Origin of the sequence: Clostridium lapidicellarium (genome assembly GCF_041224415.1) — a bacterium.
Taxonomy (GTDB): domain Bacteria; phylum Bacillota; class Clostridia; order Clostridiales; family Clostridiaceae; genus Clostridium_B; species Clostridium_B lapidicellarium.
Genome location: NZ_JBGFFE010000012.1, coordinates 49,729 through 67,778 on the forward strand (window position 1 = coordinate 49,729; position 18,050 = coordinate 67,778).

18 protein-coding genes and 1 pseudogene are annotated in these 18,050 nt (G+C 32.3%); 18 read left to right on the forward strand and 1 reads right to left on the reverse strand.

Annotated elements, in window-relative coordinates; all coding sequences use genetic code 11:
• The first annotated feature begins 52 nt into the window (after positions 1-52).
• From AB8S09_RS09460 to AB8S09_RS09545, 18 genes are all read left to right on the forward strand, one after another.
• Positions 53-976, forward strand: a complete 924-nt coding sequence (locus AB8S09_RS09460) for a DNA adenine methylase (RefSeq protein ID WP_294182709.1) — start codon at positions 53-55, stop codon at positions 974-976.
• Entirely contained in the window at positions 973-3,315 is a 2,343-nt protein-coding gene (locus AB8S09_RS09465) for a DMSO/selenate family reductase complex A subunit (RefSeq protein WP_294182711.1), read from the forward strand. The genes AB8S09_RS09460 and AB8S09_RS09465 overlap by 4 nt, the downstream gene beginning before the upstream one ends.
• Positions 3,316-3,338: 23 nt before the next feature.
• Complete coding sequence (locus AB8S09_RS09470; RefSeq protein WP_294182714.1) at positions 3,339-3,920, forward strand: DMSO/selenate family reductase complex B subunit; 582 nt, start codon at positions 3,339-3,341, stop codon at positions 3,918-3,920.
• Positions 3,921-3,935: 15 nt separating this feature from the next.
• Positions 3,936-4,565, forward strand: a complete 630-nt coding sequence (locus tag AB8S09_RS09475; protein ID WP_294182716.1) for a TorD/DmsD family molecular chaperone — start codon at positions 3,936-3,938, stop codon at positions 4,563-4,565.
• A gap of 137 nt (positions 4,566-4,702) precedes the next feature.
• Positions 4,703-5,284: a GGDEF domain-containing protein gene (locus AB8S09_RS09480; protein WP_294182718.1), complete on the forward strand. Its 582-nt coding sequence runs from the start codon at positions 4,703-4,705 to the stop codon at positions 5,282-5,284.
• 57 nt (positions 5,285-5,341) lie between these two features.
• Positions 5,342-6,322, forward strand: a complete 981-nt coding sequence (locus AB8S09_RS09485) for a helix-turn-helix transcriptional regulator (protein ID WP_294182719.1) — start codon at positions 5,342-5,344, stop codon at positions 6,320-6,322.
• A 148-nt stretch (positions 6,323-6,470) separates the two neighbouring features.
• Positions 6,471-7,607, forward strand: a complete 1,137-nt coding sequence (locus tag AB8S09_RS09490; protein WP_294182723.1) for a phospholipase D family protein — start codon at positions 6,471-6,473, stop codon at positions 7,605-7,607.
• Between the two features lie 343 nt (positions 7,608-7,950).
• Positions 7,951-8,157, forward strand: a complete 207-nt coding sequence (locus tag AB8S09_RS09495) for a hypothetical protein (protein WP_369869014.1) — start codon at positions 7,951-7,953, stop codon at positions 8,155-8,157.
• On the forward strand, positions 8,091-8,354 hold the full coding sequence (locus AB8S09_RS09500; protein WP_294182730.1) for a hypothetical protein: 264 nt from the start codon (positions 8,091-8,093) through the stop codon (positions 8,352-8,354). Before AB8S09_RS09495 ends, AB8S09_RS09500 begins: the two co-directional genes overlap by 67 nt.
• Positions 8,355-8,546: 192 nt before the next feature.
• On the forward strand, positions 8,547-10,757 hold the full coding sequence (locus tag AB8S09_RS09505; RefSeq protein ID WP_294182732.1) for a Z1 domain-containing protein: 2,211 nt from the start codon (positions 8,547-8,549) through the stop codon (positions 10,755-10,757).
• 192 nt (positions 10,758-10,949) lie between these two features.
• Positions 10,950-11,456: a hypothetical protein gene (locus AB8S09_RS09510; protein WP_294182736.1), complete on the forward strand. Its 507-nt coding sequence runs from the start codon at positions 10,950-10,952 to the stop codon at positions 11,454-11,456.
• 336 nt (positions 11,457-11,792) lie between these two features.
• Positions 11,793-12,725, forward strand: a complete 933-nt coding sequence (locus AB8S09_RS09515; protein WP_294182737.1) for a hypothetical protein — start codon at positions 11,793-11,795, stop codon at positions 12,723-12,725.
• A 319-nt stretch (positions 12,726-13,044) separates the two neighbouring features.
• Complete coding sequence (locus AB8S09_RS09520; RefSeq protein WP_294182739.1) at positions 13,045-13,443, forward strand: helix-turn-helix domain-containing protein; 399 nt, start codon at positions 13,045-13,047, stop codon at positions 13,441-13,443.
• Positions 13,430-13,717 carry a hypothetical protein gene (locus tag AB8S09_RS09525; protein ID WP_294182740.1) on the forward strand — a complete coding sequence of 96 codons (288 nt, stop codon included), beginning with the start codon at positions 13,430-13,432 and terminating at the stop codon, positions 13,715-13,717. Before AB8S09_RS09520 ends, AB8S09_RS09525 begins: the two co-directional genes overlap by 14 nt.
• 93 nt (positions 13,718-13,810) lie before the next feature.
• Positions 13,811-14,272 (forward strand): hypothetical protein, encoded by a 462-nt coding sequence (locus tag AB8S09_RS09530; protein WP_294182742.1) that lies wholly within the window; start codon positions 13,811-13,813, stop codon positions 14,270-14,272.
• Between the two features lie 266 nt (positions 14,273-14,538).
• Complete coding sequence (locus tag AB8S09_RS09535) at positions 14,539-14,706, forward strand: hypothetical protein (protein ID WP_294182744.1); 168 nt, start codon at positions 14,539-14,541, stop codon at positions 14,704-14,706.
• Between the two features lie 105 nt (positions 14,707-14,811).
• Positions 14,812-15,051: a YdbC family protein gene (locus AB8S09_RS09540; RefSeq protein ID WP_294182746.1), complete on the forward strand. Its 240-nt coding sequence runs from the start codon at positions 14,812-14,814 to the stop codon at positions 15,049-15,051.
• A gap of 188 nt (positions 15,052-15,239) precedes the next feature.
• Complete coding sequence (locus AB8S09_RS09545) at positions 15,240-17,804, forward strand: RNA polymerase sigma factor sigma-70 region 4 domain-containing protein (protein ID WP_369869015.1); 2,565 nt, start codon at positions 15,240-15,242, stop codon at positions 17,802-17,804.
• Between the two features lie 26 nt (positions 17,805-17,830).
• On the opposite strand, the pseudogene AB8S09_RS09550 reads toward AB8S09_RS09545, so the two are convergent.
• Positions 17,831-17,944, reverse strand: a pseudogene (locus AB8S09_RS09550) (ACT domain-containing protein); the annotation flags it as partial.
• Positions 17,945-18,050: the final 106 nt, after the last annotated feature.

The following is an 18,050-nucleotide window of genomic DNA, read 5'->3' on the forward strand; positions in this document are numbered from 1 at the left end:
TCATGGGAAATATCATAAAATGTGATAAAATCATAATAAGGTGAGTTTAAACATGGAAAATGAAAATTTTAATATAAAACCATTTTTAAAGTGGGCGGGAGGAAAGACACAGCTTCTAAATGAAATAATTGCAGAACTGCCTCAAAATGTAAGACAGCTTAAAAAGTATGTCGAACCCTTTGTAGGAGCAGGTGCTGTATTTTTTTATTTCCTGGAAAATGATTATTTTGAATATTATATTATAAATGATATAAATTTCAAATTGATAAATTTATATGAGATTATCAGGGACAGACCGGGGGATTTAATCTTTGAAGTGCAGAGATTGAGATCCGAGTATCTGAAACTGGATATTGAAGGTAAGGAAAAATTATTTTATGAAATAAGAAGCAAATTCAATAATGGCTGCAGCAGTATAGAATCGGCTTCATACTTTATTTTTTTAAATAAGACATGTTTCAACGGTCTGTACAGGGAAAATTCAAAAGGTAATTTCAATGTGCCTTTTGGAAAATATGAAAATCCGAGTTTTTTTAATGAAATACAGTTGATGGAAATTTCCAGACTGTTGAATTTAAAAAATAAAGACGGGAAATTTAAAGTTAAGATTTTAAATGGGGACTTTGATGAGCTGAATGAATATATTGACGGCAGTACTTTTGTATACTTTGATCCCCCGTACAGGCCTGTGACAGTTGGGGGATTTACTTCCTACAGCAGGAGCAGTTTCAATGACAAGTCACAGATTTTGTTAAGGGATTTTTATAAATTGATGGATGTCAAAGGCGCAAAACTAATGTTGAGTAATTCGGATCCCAAAAATTTAGATGAGAGTGATACTTTTTTTGACGATTTATATTCTGATTTCAATATAAAAAGGGTTTATGCCAAAAGAAATATAAATTCTACGGGAAGTAAAAGGGGAAAAATCACAGAGCTTCTGATAACAAATTATAAAGAGGTGAAGGCCAGATGAAAATTGACAGAATAAAACTTTTGAATATAGATAAAAATACCCTTGAATTTATAGAAAAATCCTGTCAGAGAGACGGTTTCTATACTTTCTCATCTGAAGATGCTCATGATGAGAGGGAGAGAATAGTTTCCACTTCTGGTTCACATAACTGCGGCGGGAGATGTGTTATAAAAGCACATGTAAAATACAACCGAATTGTGAGAATATCCACGGAAGACGATATTCCTGATACGGAAAAAGTTCCGCAGCTCAGAGGATGCCTGAGATGCAGGGCTTATCGCAATAGAATATACAACTGTGACAGGCTTAAATACCCCATGAAGCGCATAGGAAAGCGCGGTGAAGGAAAGTTCAAGCCTATAACCTGGCAGGAGGCACTGGATATTACCGCTGATAATTTGAAGAGGATAATGCATAAGTACGGTCCTGATTCCATATATATTCAGTATGCTACGGGAAATGAAGGAAAGCTTTCGGAAAAAGCATGGATGAAAAGGCTTCTTGGAATGTATGGAGGGTATTTATCATATTATGGAAACTATAGTACGGCTTGTACTCAGACGGCTACTCCATATACTTTTGGAACAATATATACTGGTAACAGCAGGGAAGACTGGGTTAATTCAAGACTGATTATCCTGCTTGGGTTTAATCCTGCGGATACCATACATGGTACCAATACCGCATATTATCTTAAAATGGCAAGGAATGCAGGAGCTAAGATAATAAGCATAGATCCCATATATTCTAATACGGCAGTTGCTCTGGCGGATAAATGGATACCTGTCAGGCCCACTACGGATAATGCCCTGATGGATGCCATGGCTTACGTTATGATAGAGGAAAACCTTCAGGATCAAAAATTTCTGGACAGGTACTGCGTTGGTTTTGACGAGTCACATATGCCTTCGGGCATTCCCGGAGGGAATTCCTATAAAAATTATATATTGGGAGAAGACGGGAGCAAAATATCTAAAACCCCCGCTTGGGCGGAAACCATCACCGGAATTCCAAGGGAGACCATTGTGGAGCTGGCAAGGGAGTATGCGCTGACTAAACCGGCAGCACTTATTCAGGGGTTTGGCCCTCAAAGACATGCTTATGGGGAACAGGTGGCAAGAGGCGGAACTGTTTTGGCAGCTATGACCGGCAACATAGGTATCAGCGGAGGATGGGCATCGGGTACGGGATATCCGGTAGAGAACATATATGCAGCATCAATTCCATATTACAATCCAAATAAAAGCGAAATTTCCATGTTTAGCTGGCCAGATGCCATAGTCAGGGGAAAGGGTATGGGAGCTGATTTAAGTGTCAGAGGGGCAAAAAAATTGTCTTCCAGTATAAAACTTATTTTCAATCTGGGTGGAAACTGCCTTGTAAACCAGCATACGGACTCCAACGGTACCGCGGGAATCTTGAGAGATGAAGATCTTGTGAAGTTTATTGTCACCAATGATCAGTTCTTTACTGCAAGTGCGAAGTTTTCAGATATAATACTGCCTTCAGATGACATGATGGAAAGGGAGGATATTGTCACACCCTGGGACGTCGGCAGTTATCTCCTGTTTATGAATAAGGCAGTGGATACTGTATTCCAGTGCAGAAACGGATATGACTGGATAGGTGAACTGGCCAAGAGGCTTGGACTTTTTGACAGATTTACAGAGGGAAGATCTTTAAACGAATGGGTGGAATATCTTATAGAAGAGACGGCAAAGAAGAATCCTGATTTTCCATCCTGCAGTGAATTTAAGAAGAAAGGAATATACCGCAGATCTTATGAAAAGCCTTCTATTGCTTTTAAAAAGCAGATTGAGGATCCGCTGCACGACCCTTTTCCAACTCCTTCCGGTAAAATAGAGATTTTTTCCAATAGGTTGTGGGGGATGAATAATCCCGAAAAAATACCTGCAGTTCCTAAATATATTTCTGCATGGGAAGGCCCTGAGGATCCCATCTCGAGGAAATATCCGATTCAATGTATAGGCCATCACTCCAAAAGGAGAGTACATTCCACTTTTGACAATATGGGCTGGATGGAGGAAGTTGAGCGGCAGCAGGTTTTTATGAATTGTGAAGATGCAAGAGTGAGGCATATTTCAGATGGGGACATGGTAAAGGTGTTTAACTCCAGAGGGACTGTCATAATACCTGTAAAAGTCACTGCCAGAATTATGCCTGGAGTTGCATCAATACCTCAGGGAGCCTGGTGGACTCCGGATAAAAATGGAGCTGACAGGCGTGGATGTATAAATGTTTTGACCAGATATAAGCCCACTCCGCTGGCTTTTGGGAATCCATCCCATACGAGTCTGGTTGAAATAAAAAAAGTATAAAGCATGTTGAAAGGGGTTTTAGAATGTGCGGACAACTGGCGTTTTATTTTGAACAAAAAAGCTGTACGGGGTGCAGTACCTGCAGTATAGCTTGTAAAGATAAAAATAATCTTGAAGTAGGACAGAATTTCAGGAAGGTGTATGAAGTATCCGGTGGAAATTATAAAAAAAGGGGCAGTGCCGTTTTCCCTCAGGTATATGCTTTCTGGGTTTCAATTAGCTGCAATCATTGTCTTGATCCTGCATGTATGAAAAGCTGTCCTACAGGGGCAATTAGAAAGAGAAAAAGAGATGGGATTGTTTATATTTGTGAAGAAAAATGCACCGGGTGCCGCAGGTGTATAAAAAGCTGTCCCTACAAGGCACCTCAGTATGACGAGCGCATCAAAAAGGTTAGAAAATGCGATTTCTGTATGGATTTGCTGGATGAGGGCAAGGAACCTGCCTGTGTAGCTGCATGCCCTATGAGAGCTTTAAAATATGGACCTTTGCAATTGATTAGGGAAAGATATGGGAAGGTGAATGAAGTACAGGGTATGCCCGGAAGTCATATCACAGAGCCTGCCCTGGTCATTTCGCCCCACAGGGATGCAGTAAAAAAATAAGGAGATTTTTATACAATGGATGATATTAAGCTGTGGTTTAGAGAAAGAAAAGCTGTATATTCTACAATGTCTCTGCTTTACAGGGGAAATTTAAAAGACGGATTTGATATTTTAAAAAATACTGATTTGCTTGAGAAACTTGAAAACTCTAATCTGTATCCGGAAGCCCGGGCAATATTGAATGAAATATCTAAAGACAACTTTAATTCCAAATATACTGGAGAATTAATAGAAGACTATTATAGACTTTTTTTTGGACCTTCGCATATTCTGGCACCTCTCTGGGAATCCACCTATGAAAGCCGCGACAGGTTGATTTTTGGAAGGTCGGAACTTTCTGTAAGAATGTTTTACCATGAATTTGATTTGGAAGTGAATCCAAAAGAAGCGGCAGATCATCTGGCTTTTGAATTGTCGTTTATGTCAAGGCTTTGTGATCTTGGCTTCCGGGGCGATTTGAAAAACGTCATGAAAATTTTAGGTGCAGAGGAGAAATTTTTGAGGGATCACCTTTGCAGCTGGGTTCCGACTTGGGAAAGTTCTGTAAAGCACAATGCCAAAACAATGTTTTGGATTGAGTTCTCAAGTATGACAAAAACCTGGGTGGAAGAAAACCTCCGGGAGCTAGAAAAAATGGAAAGTTGAAAAATCCAGTTAAGTGTGGCTTTTGCTTGCCTTAACTGGATTTTTATTAAGAAATTTTGCCGTTACTGACAGTCTATGTCATTAGCATAATATATAATTAAAGTGTGATATATAAATGTCAAAGGAAGGGGTACTGCGTGAATTATGAAGATATGGACAGGGAAACTCTCATTAAGATTTTAAGGGAAAAGGACATCATGCTTAAAAGATTGTGCATGGAAAGAGAAAGGTTGAATTATTATGCAGGTACGGATGTCATGACTGGAGTGTTGAACAGGAGATCCGGTCTGGAGCTGCTGAATAAGGAATTCAATGTTTCAAAGATGGGTAATAAAAATTTTGTTGTCTGCTTTGTTGATGTAGATGAATTGAAAACAATAAATGATAAATTTGGCCATCAGGAAGGGGATAAAGTTTTAATAGATACAGCCGAGATTTTAAAGGAAAGCATTAGAAAAACTGATTTTATAATTAGGATGGGCGGTGACGAATTTTTGATGGTTTTTCCGGAGACTACAATTAAAGAAGCTTATAGAATTTGGAACAGAATTGACAGAAGATTGAAAAAATTTAATAAAAATAGCAAAAATTATAATTTAAGCTTGAGTTTTGGATTTTGCGAATATAAAAAAGGTCATAAAATGTCTGTCGAAAGTTTGATAAAAACTGCTGATTTTAAGATGTATAGTGATAAATTACATAAAAAGAAAAGATTATGAAAATATATTTATAATTAGCTGGCAAAGTATTCTGGGAATATAAGGAAGGACTGCAGCATGAAGAAATTTAGATCTGATGTATTGTTATTTATTTACGACAAATTAAAAGAGGGAAAAGTAGTTGTAAAGAATGACATATTATATAAATTTCACGTTAATGAAAGGACGTTTTATAGATATATTAAAAATATAAAGGATTTTGTAGAAAACACATACTTCGGAGAGGAGATCGTATCCGACAGAAAAAAAGGGGGATATATTTTAAAGGGAAGCTGTGATAAAAACTTGAATGAAAAAGAAGTCCTTGCAGTTTCAAAGGTACTTTTGGAAAGCAGGGGTTTCATAAAAACGGAAATAAAGGGCATAATCGATAAACTCCTCGATAACTGCATATGCGGAGACAAAGAAAATATCAAATATATAATAGGGAACGAATTCATGAATTATGTTCCTCCAAGACATGGGAAGGAGCTTCTAGACAGTCTTTGGAAAATAAGTTCTGCAATAAAGAATAAAAGCGTACTGGAGATTGGATACTTTAAAATCGGAACAGACGGAAAACTGCAGAGAAAAATTTCCAAAAGATTTGTCTATCCTCAGGGAATATTGTTTTCTGAATATTATTTTTATCTTATAGCTTTTATTGAAGGGGCAAGTTATGAATTCCCCGCTATTTACAGAGTGGACAGAATTGAAAATTTGACTGTCACGGCTAGAAAATATAAAGAGGATTACAGAAGGAGGTTTAAAGATGGGGAGTTCAGAAAGCTTATTCAGTTTATGCAGGCAGGTGAACTTGAAAGAGTGAAGTTCAAATACACCGGCAGATCTATAGAGGCAGTTCTGGACAAACTGCCCAATGCCAGAATAATAAGGGAAAAACCGGGCGAGTATATAGTGAAAACCAAGGTATTTGGAAGGGGAATAAAAATGTGGCTCTTGAGCCAGGGAGATTCCGTAGAGGTACTGGGCTCGGATAAATTCAGGAAAGAAATGATAGAGACCATAGACAGGATGAGAGAGATGTACAGGCTTTGAACTGTTGATATGGAATTTATTGGTATTATAAAAATTCCAAAAGAATATTGTTAAAACATAAACAAGTAAGGAAAAAATATGAGGAAGAAGAACAAACAGTTATAGATAATTTATTGAATAATAACTAATAATAGGGGATCATTTTATAATGAATTTAAAATTTTTGTATAATCATCATGGTATATCTAATTCAATTGGAGAAGAATTAAAACATTTAGTAGTTAAGGCAAAAAATGAAGTTATAATTGTTTCACCGTATATTTCAAGTAACCCTTTAATAGATACGATTTATGACTTAAATAAAATAAGAATAAGAATATTAACACGATTTTCTCTGGAGGATTTTTTAAATAATTCCTCAGATGTAAATACAATTTGTAAGTTAGTTAAAAATCCAAACTCGGAAGTGAGATATTATTCTAATCTTCATGCCAAAATTTATATTATTGATAAACAGAAAGCTGTATTGACTTCAGCTAATTTTACTCAAGGTGGTATGTACAATAATTTAGAATATGGTGTTTTAATTGAAGACGATTTGAGTAATATGCTAAAAGACATAAATAATTTATGGAATGAAGCCGGTGTAATAAATAATAAAAAAATAGCTTTGATAGAAAAGAAACTTAATGTTTTTAAAAAAAATAAAAATCAGATGGATAATATAAAGGAACAAGTTATTAAAATGGATAAAAAAATTATAAAACAGAAGAAAAGTCATCAATATAAACAAAAGAATCAAACTGCGAGTAGTAAGAAATACGATCAAAGTGATAAAATTGTTCATGATATTTCAGAATATAAAGCTTTAAATTTAATGATGGATGAATTTAATATGGTAAAGTTTAAACAGGAAATTTTTAAAATTTATGATCTAATTAAAAAAAATATACCTGAAAGTATAAGAAACTCTTGTAAATTTAAGCTCTTAAAAAGCAGAAACATATCTATGAATATAATGAATTATAGAATTTTATCTTTCCCGGATGGAAAGAAACCGAGGATTCAGATAATTTATCCTAAAAATAATATATATGATTTGAGATATATGATTTCAAAGGAACGATTAACTAATATTTCAAGCCCATGGACATTTAAAAATATTGAATGTTATATCCTGCACTTTAGTTTTGATGAGATATTGAAATTTAAAAAACAAAATTGGAAGTCATTTGCCAAAGCTTGTCTAATTGCTTATAATGGCAAGAAGACTAGAATGAGAGATTCAAATATGATAGTTGACTGGAGTTGTAGTGGAAATGGTGATTTATGGCAAAATGAATAGAAATAATTTTGAAAATTATGTTGATATAAAGATACTGAATAGAGGATATAATTATTATATTAATGAAAACATAGTCGAGCCCCATAAAATGGATAATAATGAATATTTTTTTATAGTATAAGTAAACGACAAGTATAGTGTAGATATAAAAATAGGTGAAAGTGAAGAAATACTGTACCCAAATTGTGATTGCCTCTATGATTTTGGGCCAATATATAGGCGTCAGGCTGCTGCTTATTTTAAGTTAAATGAAATTTTAAATGGGAAATCAATGGGTGTAAGAAGTTTATGAATTCAGTAGTGCAAAAATATAAGGTAAGAGAGATTTATTTCCTAAAAATTTATGGAGGAGAACATTGAATTTCCATCTTTCAGAAAAATGCTGATAGATAAGTTCATGAAGGCAGAAAACTATTTGAAAGTTATAGATTCGGCTCTTGAAGGTGAAAAACAGGATAAAAATCATGCCGAATTGGTGTTAAAATGGAAAGAGATAAGGTATACTGCCTACAAAAAACTCTTATTCAAGAAAGAACAGGAGAAGTTGTAAGTTTATATGAAAAAGATATTAGGGAAAAAGCAAGATCAGCCTCAAACAGGGTGCAGTACAAAGAAGTTTGTAAAATTATAAAGAGATACAAAAAGATAGCTGGGAAAGGGAAAGCAAAAGAAATTATAGATGCACTTAGAAATATCTACAGAAGACGACCGGCATTTCTTGATGAGATGGGAAGGATCAAGTGTTAATTTCAGTGGTATAGATGAATTTGAAGCTGAATTAATGTGTTGTATGTAGTGTGGAAAAACATGCATATGCGGATTATGGGAAAGTTGCAGAAAATGAAAGTAAGTATAGAGTTTAATAATATAGGGCTATTTGTGAATTATATGGAGGTAAAAAATAAAATTTGGTATTGATAAATGGAGGGTATTTTATTAATGAAGACAGATGGGAAATTTTATAGCTATAAAAAGGCAGAAGGTACAGGTTATAATGAAGAATTAAAAAAATGTATAGAAGACACTTGCAAGTATTGTATTGATGACACTTGGCTGGATTCACAGGAAAAAATAAACAAACCAATTATGATGCTTGGAAAAATACAAAGTGGCAAGACAAGAGCTTTTATTGGTGTGATTTCGCTTGCTTTTGATAATAGTTTTGACATGGTTTTTATTCTCACGAAGAACAGCAGAGCACTTATACAACAAACTATTTCACGAATGAAAAAGGAGTTCAAATCATTTATAGATGAGTATGAAGTAGTTGTTACAGATATTATGAAAGCAAATACACGAATTAGTGGTTATCAGCTTGAGCAAAAGAATATTATTGTAGCAAAAAAGGAAAAAAATAATATAGATCGGTTGATTGAATTTATAAATAATTATTCAATTAATGAGAATAAAAAATGCCTTATTATAGATGATGAAGCTGATACCACTGGTATTGGATATAATAAAATTAAGGGTGTTGATAAATTCACATTAAGAACTGTTTCATCTAAAGTTAATGAAATGCGAGGTACATTGGATGGGTGTGTATTTATTGAAGTTACAGCTACACCTTATGCATTGTATTTACAGCCTGATTTTGATGAAACAAGTCCATTACAGCCTATAAAACCATTAAAAACCGTCCTTGTTCCTCATGGAAAAGGATATATTGGTGGTGAGTATTATTTTATTGACAGTAGAGATGAAACTCATCCAGCTTCATTGTTATTTGAGCCTATAAGTCAAGATGAAGGTGATATTGTTTCTGATCAGAAACGGAAAGGTAAAAAATCTAAAATTGAAGATAGACGTACTTTTAAGGAAGAAGAGATTTTAATTAGGGAAGATAAACTGACAGTTTTCAAAAAAGGAATTGTTAACTTTATTATTGGAGCTATTGTTCTAAGAAAACTCTATAAGAAAAAAGATCATTATGCGTATGTAATTCATACTGCAACGCAAAAAAATTCTCATGTGAATTTGCAGAATGTTGCTGAAATTTTTATTCAACAGATCAAAAATAGAAGTAAGGATGTTCTAACAATTATTGAGAAATTGGTGCGAGAAAGCTTTAAAGATATCTCATCTTCCGTTACCGCATATGGTTATACTATGCCGGATTATTCATTTATTAGAAATGAATTTTATTCCTATATTGATAGAGGGTATTATAGTATTAATGTTGTGAACGCAGATCAGGATGTAGATATATTGTTGAATGAAGAAACTGGCGAACTTAATTTAACTACACCATGTTCCATCTTTGTTGGAGGTCAGGTTTTAGACAGAGGGGTTACCATTCCTAATATGATTGGATTTTATTATGGAAGAAATCCAAAAACTATGCAACAAGACACTGTACTGCAACATTCCAGAATGTTTGGATATCGTAAAGCATTGCTTCCAGTGACAAGATTTTATACGACTTCTCGAATACACAGCAACATGGAAAAAATTACTGAAATTGATAGTGTTTTGCGTGAGGATATTAAAGAGGGTAAACAGGGAAATGGTGTATACTTCATTACGAAAAAATATCAAGATAATGTTTATGGAGTCGGTGGTATAAGGCCTTGTTCCCCAGCAAAAATACGTATTTCAGATATTATATTGCTCGAATCGCAAAAACGAATCTTACCGATTGGATTTACTCCAAAAATCAAAACTATATCAGTAGGGTGTAATAATACTATGAAGAAATACTTGAAGGATTTCAATATCAGTGAAAAATCTGATGGAGTAATGGTATCTATTAAAAACGCTGAGAAATTAATAAATATTGCTTATTCTGCTATTGATAAGGATGTAGATGACAGCAGGTTTATCCCGGAAGATGAGTTCCTTATGATATTGCGTTATATGGCAGATAACAGCAAAAATATTCCCGTTATAGTTCGTACTAAAAGAACTTTATCTAAATATAAAAAGCACGGAGGAATTAAAACTTTATCTGATTCACCGGATACACCAGCACCTTTAGATATAGCTAAGGAATTAGCAATTAACGTGCCTGTACTTATGCTGATTCAGGAAACAGAGAATGCAGAAGGTTGGGGTCATAGACCTTTTTGGTGGCCTGTGATTGTTGCTCCTGAAAATATTGCTAAAACTATTTATGCGGCGAAAGTGGCTGGAGAAAAAATTAGTATATAGCAGTTGGATAAATTTACTGTATTATTGATACACTTTTTTGTGAGAAAAGTAATGAATCAGACAAATCTAGAAGAAACTGAAAAGAATATGATAATTAAATTCTTATATGCTGCTGTAATATTTAGCAGGGATATAGCTATTTTAAGTGAATAAAGTAATTATACAGTAATGATTGCAAGGGGGTATGTTATATTGAAGCTTAAAGAAATTTTAAATGTTATAAAAAATGATTTTCCAGATAAGTCGATAGATATTTCTGAAAGTTTAGGACTCTTAATGGATACTATTGATGACCTTATAAATAGGATTAATGATAAAATGGGTCAAGCTTATTTAAATAGAGATTTTTCAAGTGCTGAAAGATATATTGACATTGGTAAATCGATTAATTTTTATGAAAATAAAATTGATAAGATAATTAATTTTACGAGAATAGAAGAAGATGGAACTTTTAAAGAAGATGATCCAGAAAATAGTAGTATAAAATCTTTGCCTAATTATGAAAAATATATTGTTGATAATAAAGTAGAGCATACATTATATGAAAATTTTACTCATATAAGGCCTTTTGGATTTAAAATTGACGGGGAGGAACTTATTGAAGCTAAGACGTGGCAGGAAGTATTTTTAAAAACTTGTGAGATACTTTTTGTAAAGATAAGAAAAAATTTTTACAATTTGAAAATAAACCTAATATGAATGGTAAGAAAAATAAATATTTTTCAATTAGTAGTAAAGGGATAAGGAAAACCAGAAATGATTTCAGGTAGCATATACGTAGAGACTAATATGAGCAGTAATTCCATAAGAAATATTATAATTAAAATGCTTAAAGAATATAACATTAAAATAAGTGATTTTAAGCTTTACTTCAGAGCAGATTATACAAATATGAATATGGAAAATTCATACTAATTTGAATGATTTTAGTTTAAATTAAGGAATTCAAATATAATATAGAGTTATTAATGTTGTGGGAATATACAATGATTGAGTAATTAAATTTATGAAATAATAAACTAGGTGGTAAATAAAATGAAGTATCCATTTTCTAAAGAAGAATTTTTAAGTATTCAAGATAAACTATATGACGCAATTGAAGACATACTTAAAGAGAATATTATAGCTAATATAGATTATAAATTAGTTGAACGAGAAATACTTTATAAACCAGAAAGAAATATTATTAATAGCAGGAAGTATACTGCTAATACCTATGCTTGGCTGCAGGAAATAGAATTTTTAAAGGGTAATATAATTGTAGAACTATTATTATGCTTGGCATATGACAGAATATATAATAAATTTCCCAAACCTTTGAGTGGTACATTAAAATTTGTGAATAGAGAGCGTTATTTAAAATTAACAGTATATGATTTATTTACTTTTAGAGAAAAGTTAGCCTTCTTAATTTATGAAGTATTTAATAGAAAAATAAAAATTTATGTTAATAATAAGATAAAAAAGACAAAAAAATTAAGGAACCTAAAAAGAAATGAAGTTAGTTTTGATAAAATTAATAAAGGACTAAAAATTATTGATATTTCTAATGATAATATCTTTTGGATTAATAATGATGAATTTAAATTAATAAAAAATATTATGGAACAATTTAATACTGATGAACATGTGAAGATCTTTAAAGAAATCAGGAATCCTTTTACACATAGAAGCAATCCAGGAATAGATTGCATTCCACTAGAAAGTTTTGAATATAAAAAACCAGATCCATTAACACGAAAAATGCTTTTGCAAATAGATGAAGAACTGGGAATAAAAAATGCAAAGAAATTGAATTACGTAATTACTTCAGCCGCTCCGCTAGAAAAACAAATGAAATTTGAAGATATTATAGATGATCTTATAGCTATATGGAAATTATTTATTGGTGGATTGGAAAGCTTACTTAAAAATGTAGCAATATTAAAGGAACAGATAAGTGAATTTGGGAAAATAGAAAATGAATAAAGATAAATAATATTATCATTTTTATCAAGGACATTAAAAGATTTTTTATAGCTGGTAATCTTTTCGAAATTTAAACAGTAAATATTCTGTTATCAATACTAACAAATAGAGTTGATAATTAATGTAATTTATTCACAAAATTACCATCTTTCGAGAGTAATGAAGAAATTTACTGACTGCAGCCCTGTATAATTAGCATTAATCCAAACAGAATATCTTGCTGGTGGCTGTGAATGGATATACAGCACTTGTGTAATCCGGTTAGACAGCATCATTGTGAATTGATAATAGCAATATTATTTTATGAGGAGGTAATAATATGATGGATATAGCCCAAAAGTATTGTAAAATTTATATGTATAATAATAGATATAAAGTAGGTTCTAATATTATTCAATTTATTAAAGATAATGGATATACCAAGTCATCTTTTTCAAAATTAACTGGCATTTCCAGGCCAACTATTGATAAAATGATTAAAGGTGAAATAGACAATAATACAACACTTAAAAAACATGTAAATAAAATTATTGCGACCTTTAATATAAGACCTGAAGAATTGATAAACTACAAATGTATGAAATCAGAAAATAAACTTAGAATTGTAGCATCTGATAATGCACCAGAGGAATATGAGTTAAGTGACAGTGCTAAAAAAATGTTTGGATTTTTGGATGATATAATAGATCTTTATGAAGTCTATAATGAAAATAGGTAGGTTGATAAATATGTCTCAATATATAACTTCTCAGAATTTAAATGAAGTTATAGAAGCAAATAAAAAAATAAATGATGAAATTGAAAATTTTAAAAAAGATTTTTTTATTAATTATAACAAGGTTGGAATAACGGGTTCTGATAAATTAGCCTTTGAAGTTCTCAAAAAAAATTATAATTTAATACAAGTGCCCATAGATGATGAATATTGGGGAGGAGCCATATTTATTAGGAATAATTTAAAAATACCTGTTATTAACTCAGCACAGCCTTGAGTTTATCAATTTTTTGTTGCATGGCATGAAATATTTCATTTATTTTATGATAATTCTATAGTTAAAGGACAGCACAATATACAGGTAGAAAAAATGAAACTGAATGAGAGAAAAGCAGATTATTTTGCTGCTAGAATGTTGTTGGGTGATGTGTATAGATATTATTATTCACTGGAAAATGATAAATTTATAAATAAAATTGTCAGGTGCATGAATGTATTTAAAGCACCTTATAAGGCTGTATTAATTCAGCTATATGAGGATGCTATAGATGTATTCAATGATATTGGATTAAAAAGGCTTGTAATTGAGAATTTCGATAAGAAGCCAGAAAATCTAATTGAATTATTTGAAAAACTGGAATTGGATACTGATTTGGTTAAACCATCTAATATAATAAGTTTTGGTGGATTAGATAAAAAAATAGAATTGCTATCAAAAAAGGAACCGGATGTTGATTATCATAAGGATAATTTGAAATTTTTGAATAAACTCAAGGATCTAATGAAAGGAGAATTTAATAATGGAATTGATTCAGATAGAAAAATTCATTGAAATTTTAAATTCCGATGCTCCTAAGAAAATTGGGATCCTTGATAATAATACAGTTAGTTTTTTGATAAATATAAATAAAGATATTTGTGTAGAAAAAATATTGATGAATTATGATTTATTATTAATACCTCATATAAAATTGGTGAGTTGAAAAGTTTTATCAAGAGATATATTGAAAAAGGTCAATCGATGGAAGAATTGGAAGACTATAAAATTTGGCTGAACTTATTATATAATAGTGGATTTAAAGGCAAAATACTTAAAATATGAGTAATGAACAGAATATTTGTTCTGCTATAAGATTCAGGGATGAGAAAAGAGTTAAATATACAAGGAATGCACTTGATGGCTCAGTTGAAGAACATGATGAAATTTTAAGTAATAAAGCTTTTATAGAAAATTTAAAGGACGTTACTTTTAATATTATATTTTAAGTGGGGATTAGCGAAAAAGTCTATCTATGTATTTTCTAAAATATTGTTATTTCTATTGACTTATATAAATTAAAATGTTGTAAATTGTAAAAAGGAGGGATTCAAATGGCAGATATTAAATTTGATATTGTCAAAAGTCTGGGAATTTTGTCTGAAGGCTCTAGAGGATGGAAAAAAGAAGTCAATGTCATGAGCTGGAACGGCAGAAAGGCGAAGATGGATATTAGAGACTGGGATGAAAATCATCAGAAAATGGGCAAGGGGATAACTTTAAATAAAGAGGAAATATTGAAGCTGAAGGATTTGTTGAATGAAATTGATTTTGATGAACTGGATATGGAATGAAATAAAAAACGCCAGAATCAAATTTTTTGTGGAGTAATGTTGATTTCACCAGTTCAGATAGAATGCAGGGAAAGTTGATTAATTTATGATCAGGGAGGATTTCATACCACTTTTCTCGAAATAATCTATGGGAACTGGCTAACTAATAAAAATAAAATTGAAGTTAATGGAAAGGGATGCTGATGTCAGTGCGCAGGGAGTTTGGTGGAGAATATGATGAAACAATGTTTTTACAATATCCGTTTCGTTTAGATGATAGAGAAGCTGGCCGTCAAAATGTAAATGGTGAAGTTAAAATATCTGAAGCGTTTTCAGAAAATTTCTATAATATTTTCGTCAAATACTGTGCATCACAGGGCTTTAGATATATTAGTGACTTAAAATATTTTGATTTTGCCACACTGAAAAAGGTGCCGGGTGTTGGAAAAAAGAAAATTGACAATATAATCATACGCTTTAAAAAATTTTCTAAATTATCAGTTAAAACTTCTTCAGGAGGAACTGAAGATATTGTTGGTACTATGTTTGATGAAATAGATGAGAGTATTTTGGATTTAAATGTAGAATGTCTGAATGCTTTGGGTGTCAAATTGCATGTGCTGCATACTCTTGAAAACAATGGATATATGTATTTGAAAGATTTAAAGGGTGTTTCAAGAAAACGATTGGAAGATATAGTTTGCAGGGGGAATATGAAAAAGTTCAATAGTATTCAGAGGGAGCTTGGGGAGAATTTAGAAGGACTTTTTGAAATAGTGCTGAAAAATTTATCGGATAGAGAAGAATATAAAATGTTCCTGAAACGTGCTAAGGGGTTTACTTTACAGGAAATAGCCAATGAGAGGGGGATAACCAGGGAAAGAGTACGTCAGGTTATAAAAAATTTTAATTTTAAGGTATCACCTTTTGTAAATTTACTTGTAAGGCAGCTGATGGATCGGCAGGGATATGTGAGAACACAGGAACTTCTGGATATATATGATGATGATAATTACGGTAAGATTTTAGTTTCATTGTGCATTAAAAATAAACAGCTGGAATATCTTGATTTTGCAGATGTATTTGTTGCTAAAAGAGAAGATGGAAGATCTACGGAAGATGTCATATTTCAAATTGCTGCAGAATTTGTTGGGGACGGAAAAGATTTATATAAAAATTTGGAAGAACTTGAGACAATAATGATTGACAGTGGATTTTCATATGTGCGATATGGTGAGTTCGTCAACCTAATACAGAAACATGGATACAGACTGTATGGATATTTTGCTGTCAGAGGGAAGCAGTCATATGGTTATTTATGTTCCAGGCTGGTTGCAAGGGAGTTTCCAAAAGGGATAAAATTATATGAAAGCAGGGATTTGGATAAACTCAGAGAGATTGCATTGGGGGAGTATGGCAATTTGGGACTTCCTGAAAGCAATAGGGCATTGAGTGCAAGAATATCAAATTTTCTGGTTTTGTGCGGCCGTGGGATGGCTACGGCTGAAGAAAATGTTCATGTAAATGTGTCTGTTGTAAATGAAATTGAAGAGTATATCGACAGATCGGAAGAATCGGTTATATTCTATACAGAATTATTCTCAAAATTTGAAAAAATCTTGAGGATGACAAGCAATGTAAACAACTACAATTTTCTGCACGGAGTTTTAATGATGTATTATCCGGATAAGTATGATTATTTTAAAGATTATTTGCAGAAAAAGTCAGCTGGCGGTGCCTCTGGAAGTTTGGCAAAACGTATTAAAAAATTTATTATTATGAAAAATAAACCTGTTAGTAAAAATGAACTCAAGGGTAAGTTTGCAGGATTTTCGGATACGATGATCATTCGGGCAATAAGTGCGGATAGAGATCTGTTTCAATGGGAATATAATTATTACAGCTGTATACAGATTGTCGACATCGACGACAGCGTTATAAATTGTTTGAGGTCAATCATACGGCATATTATGGATAAAAATAATGGGTATTGCAGTGAAGGTATGTTGTATGAAACTGCAAAAGAACTGCTGAGAGATTTTATGGATGTAAACAATATTGTATTTCCAATAAACTTATTTTACATATGTGCTTATTTATTCAATGATCTGTATGATTTTAGACGTCCTCATATTGGGCAGAAGGGTATGCTGCATGGGATGTCAACAAAAAATATTGTAATGCATATGCTTGACAGTACAGATAGAATATCATTTAGAAAGTACAGCCTGGCAGCTGAAAGGTTCAAATGGTCTGCGGCAACTGCAGCTTCTGTTTTTGCCGATATTGAAAATGACTACATGAGGGTATCGTATGACATGTATGTACGGAAGGATCTGTTCGATATTGACGATGATATAATTCATAAGGTCGAGGGTAGGTTGGCAAAATCTATGGAAATCAATGTGCTGCCGTTGATTAATTTTAATGAATGGAATGAACTGCCTGATATAAGGGGATATGAATGGAATGTTTTCCTGTTGAATTCTATAATATGTAATTTTGGATATGATCTTAAGGTGATTGATCCAAGAGTGAAGGATAGAAGATATCATAAAGGTATTGTTGTCTACAGAAATTCTGGATTTACGGAATACTCTGAGGTAATTGCATATTTATTGAGGAAAAATGGCATGACCAAGTTGTCAGAAAGCAGCATGCTCTCTTTTATGATTTCCAGCGGTTTAACTTATAAAGTGATTCCAAAAGAATTGTACAATGCGGGGTGTATCAATTATATTGACGGGAAATTTGTTGTTAAAAGTGCAAAATAAAATTTAAATGGAATCGTAATTATTTATTAATCCACAACTTCATAGCCCTCTTTAACAAGTGATTTTATGGCACTGTCTATATCCTTGTTTTTGACAAGGATATAATCCGTATCATAAGCGGAAATAGCAAATATACTTATAACAATTTCAGTGTTAATATTTTTTTTGCCATTTTTTCTCCCTCAAAATTCATAATATTTACGAAGTTAATTATAGCATATTTGGTTAATATTTTAATAATATGGA

Bases quoted from the DNA above. Each gene is read 5' to 3' on its own strand.
- AB8S09_RS09475 (WP_294182716.1), top strand. From the start codon at position 3,936: ATGGATGATATTAAGCTGTGGTTTAGAGAAAGAAAAGCTGTATATTCT.
- AB8S09_RS09495 (WP_369869014.1), top strand. From the start codon at position 7,951: ATGGAGGAGAACATTGAATTTCCATCTTTCAGAAAAATGCTGATAGAT.
- AB8S09_RS09530 (WP_294182742.1), top strand. From the start codon at position 13,811: ATGAAACTGAATGAGAGAAAAGCAGATTATTTTGCTGCTAGAATGTTG.
- AB8S09_RS09465 (WP_294182711.1), top strand. From the start codon at position 973: ATGAAAATTGACAGAATAAAACTTTTGAATATAGATAAAAATACCCTT.
- AB8S09_RS09485 (WP_294182719.1), top strand. From the start codon at position 5,342: ATGAAGAAATTTAGATCTGATGTATTGTTATTTATTTACGACAAATTA.
- AB8S09_RS09460 (WP_294182709.1), top strand. From the start codon at position 53: ATGGAAAATGAAAATTTTAATATAAAACCATTTTTAAAGTGGGCGGGA.
- AB8S09_RS09535 (WP_294182744.1), top strand. From the start codon at position 14,539: ATGAGTAATGAACAGAATATTTGTTCTGCTATAAGATTCAGGGATGAG.
- AB8S09_RS09540 (WP_294182746.1), top strand. From the start codon at position 14,812: ATGGCAGATATTAAATTTGATATTGTCAAAAGTCTGGGAATTTTGTCT.
- AB8S09_RS09505 (WP_294182732.1), top strand. From the start codon at position 8,547: ATGAAGACAGATGGGAAATTTTATAGCTATAAAAAGGCAGAAGGTACA.
- AB8S09_RS09515 (WP_294182737.1), top strand. From the start codon at position 11,793: ATGAAGTATCCATTTTCTAAAGAAGAATTTTTAAGTATTCAAGATAAA.
- AB8S09_RS09525 (WP_294182740.1), top strand. From the start codon at position 13,430: ATGAAAATAGGTAGGTTGATAAATATGTCTCAATATATAACTTCTCAG.
- AB8S09_RS09520 (WP_294182739.1), top strand. From the start codon at position 13,045: ATGATGGATATAGCCCAAAAGTATTGTAAAATTTATATGTATAATAAT.
- AB8S09_RS09490 (WP_294182723.1), top strand. From the start codon at position 6,471: ATGAATTTAAAATTTTTGTATAATCATCATGGTATATCTAATTCAATT.
- AB8S09_RS09470 (WP_294182714.1), top strand. From the start codon at position 3,339: ATGTGCGGACAACTGGCGTTTTATTTTGAACAAAAAAGCTGTACGGGG.
- AB8S09_RS09500 (WP_294182730.1), top strand. From the start codon at position 8,091: ATGGAAAGAGATAAGGTATACTGCCTACAAAAAACTCTTATTCAAGAA.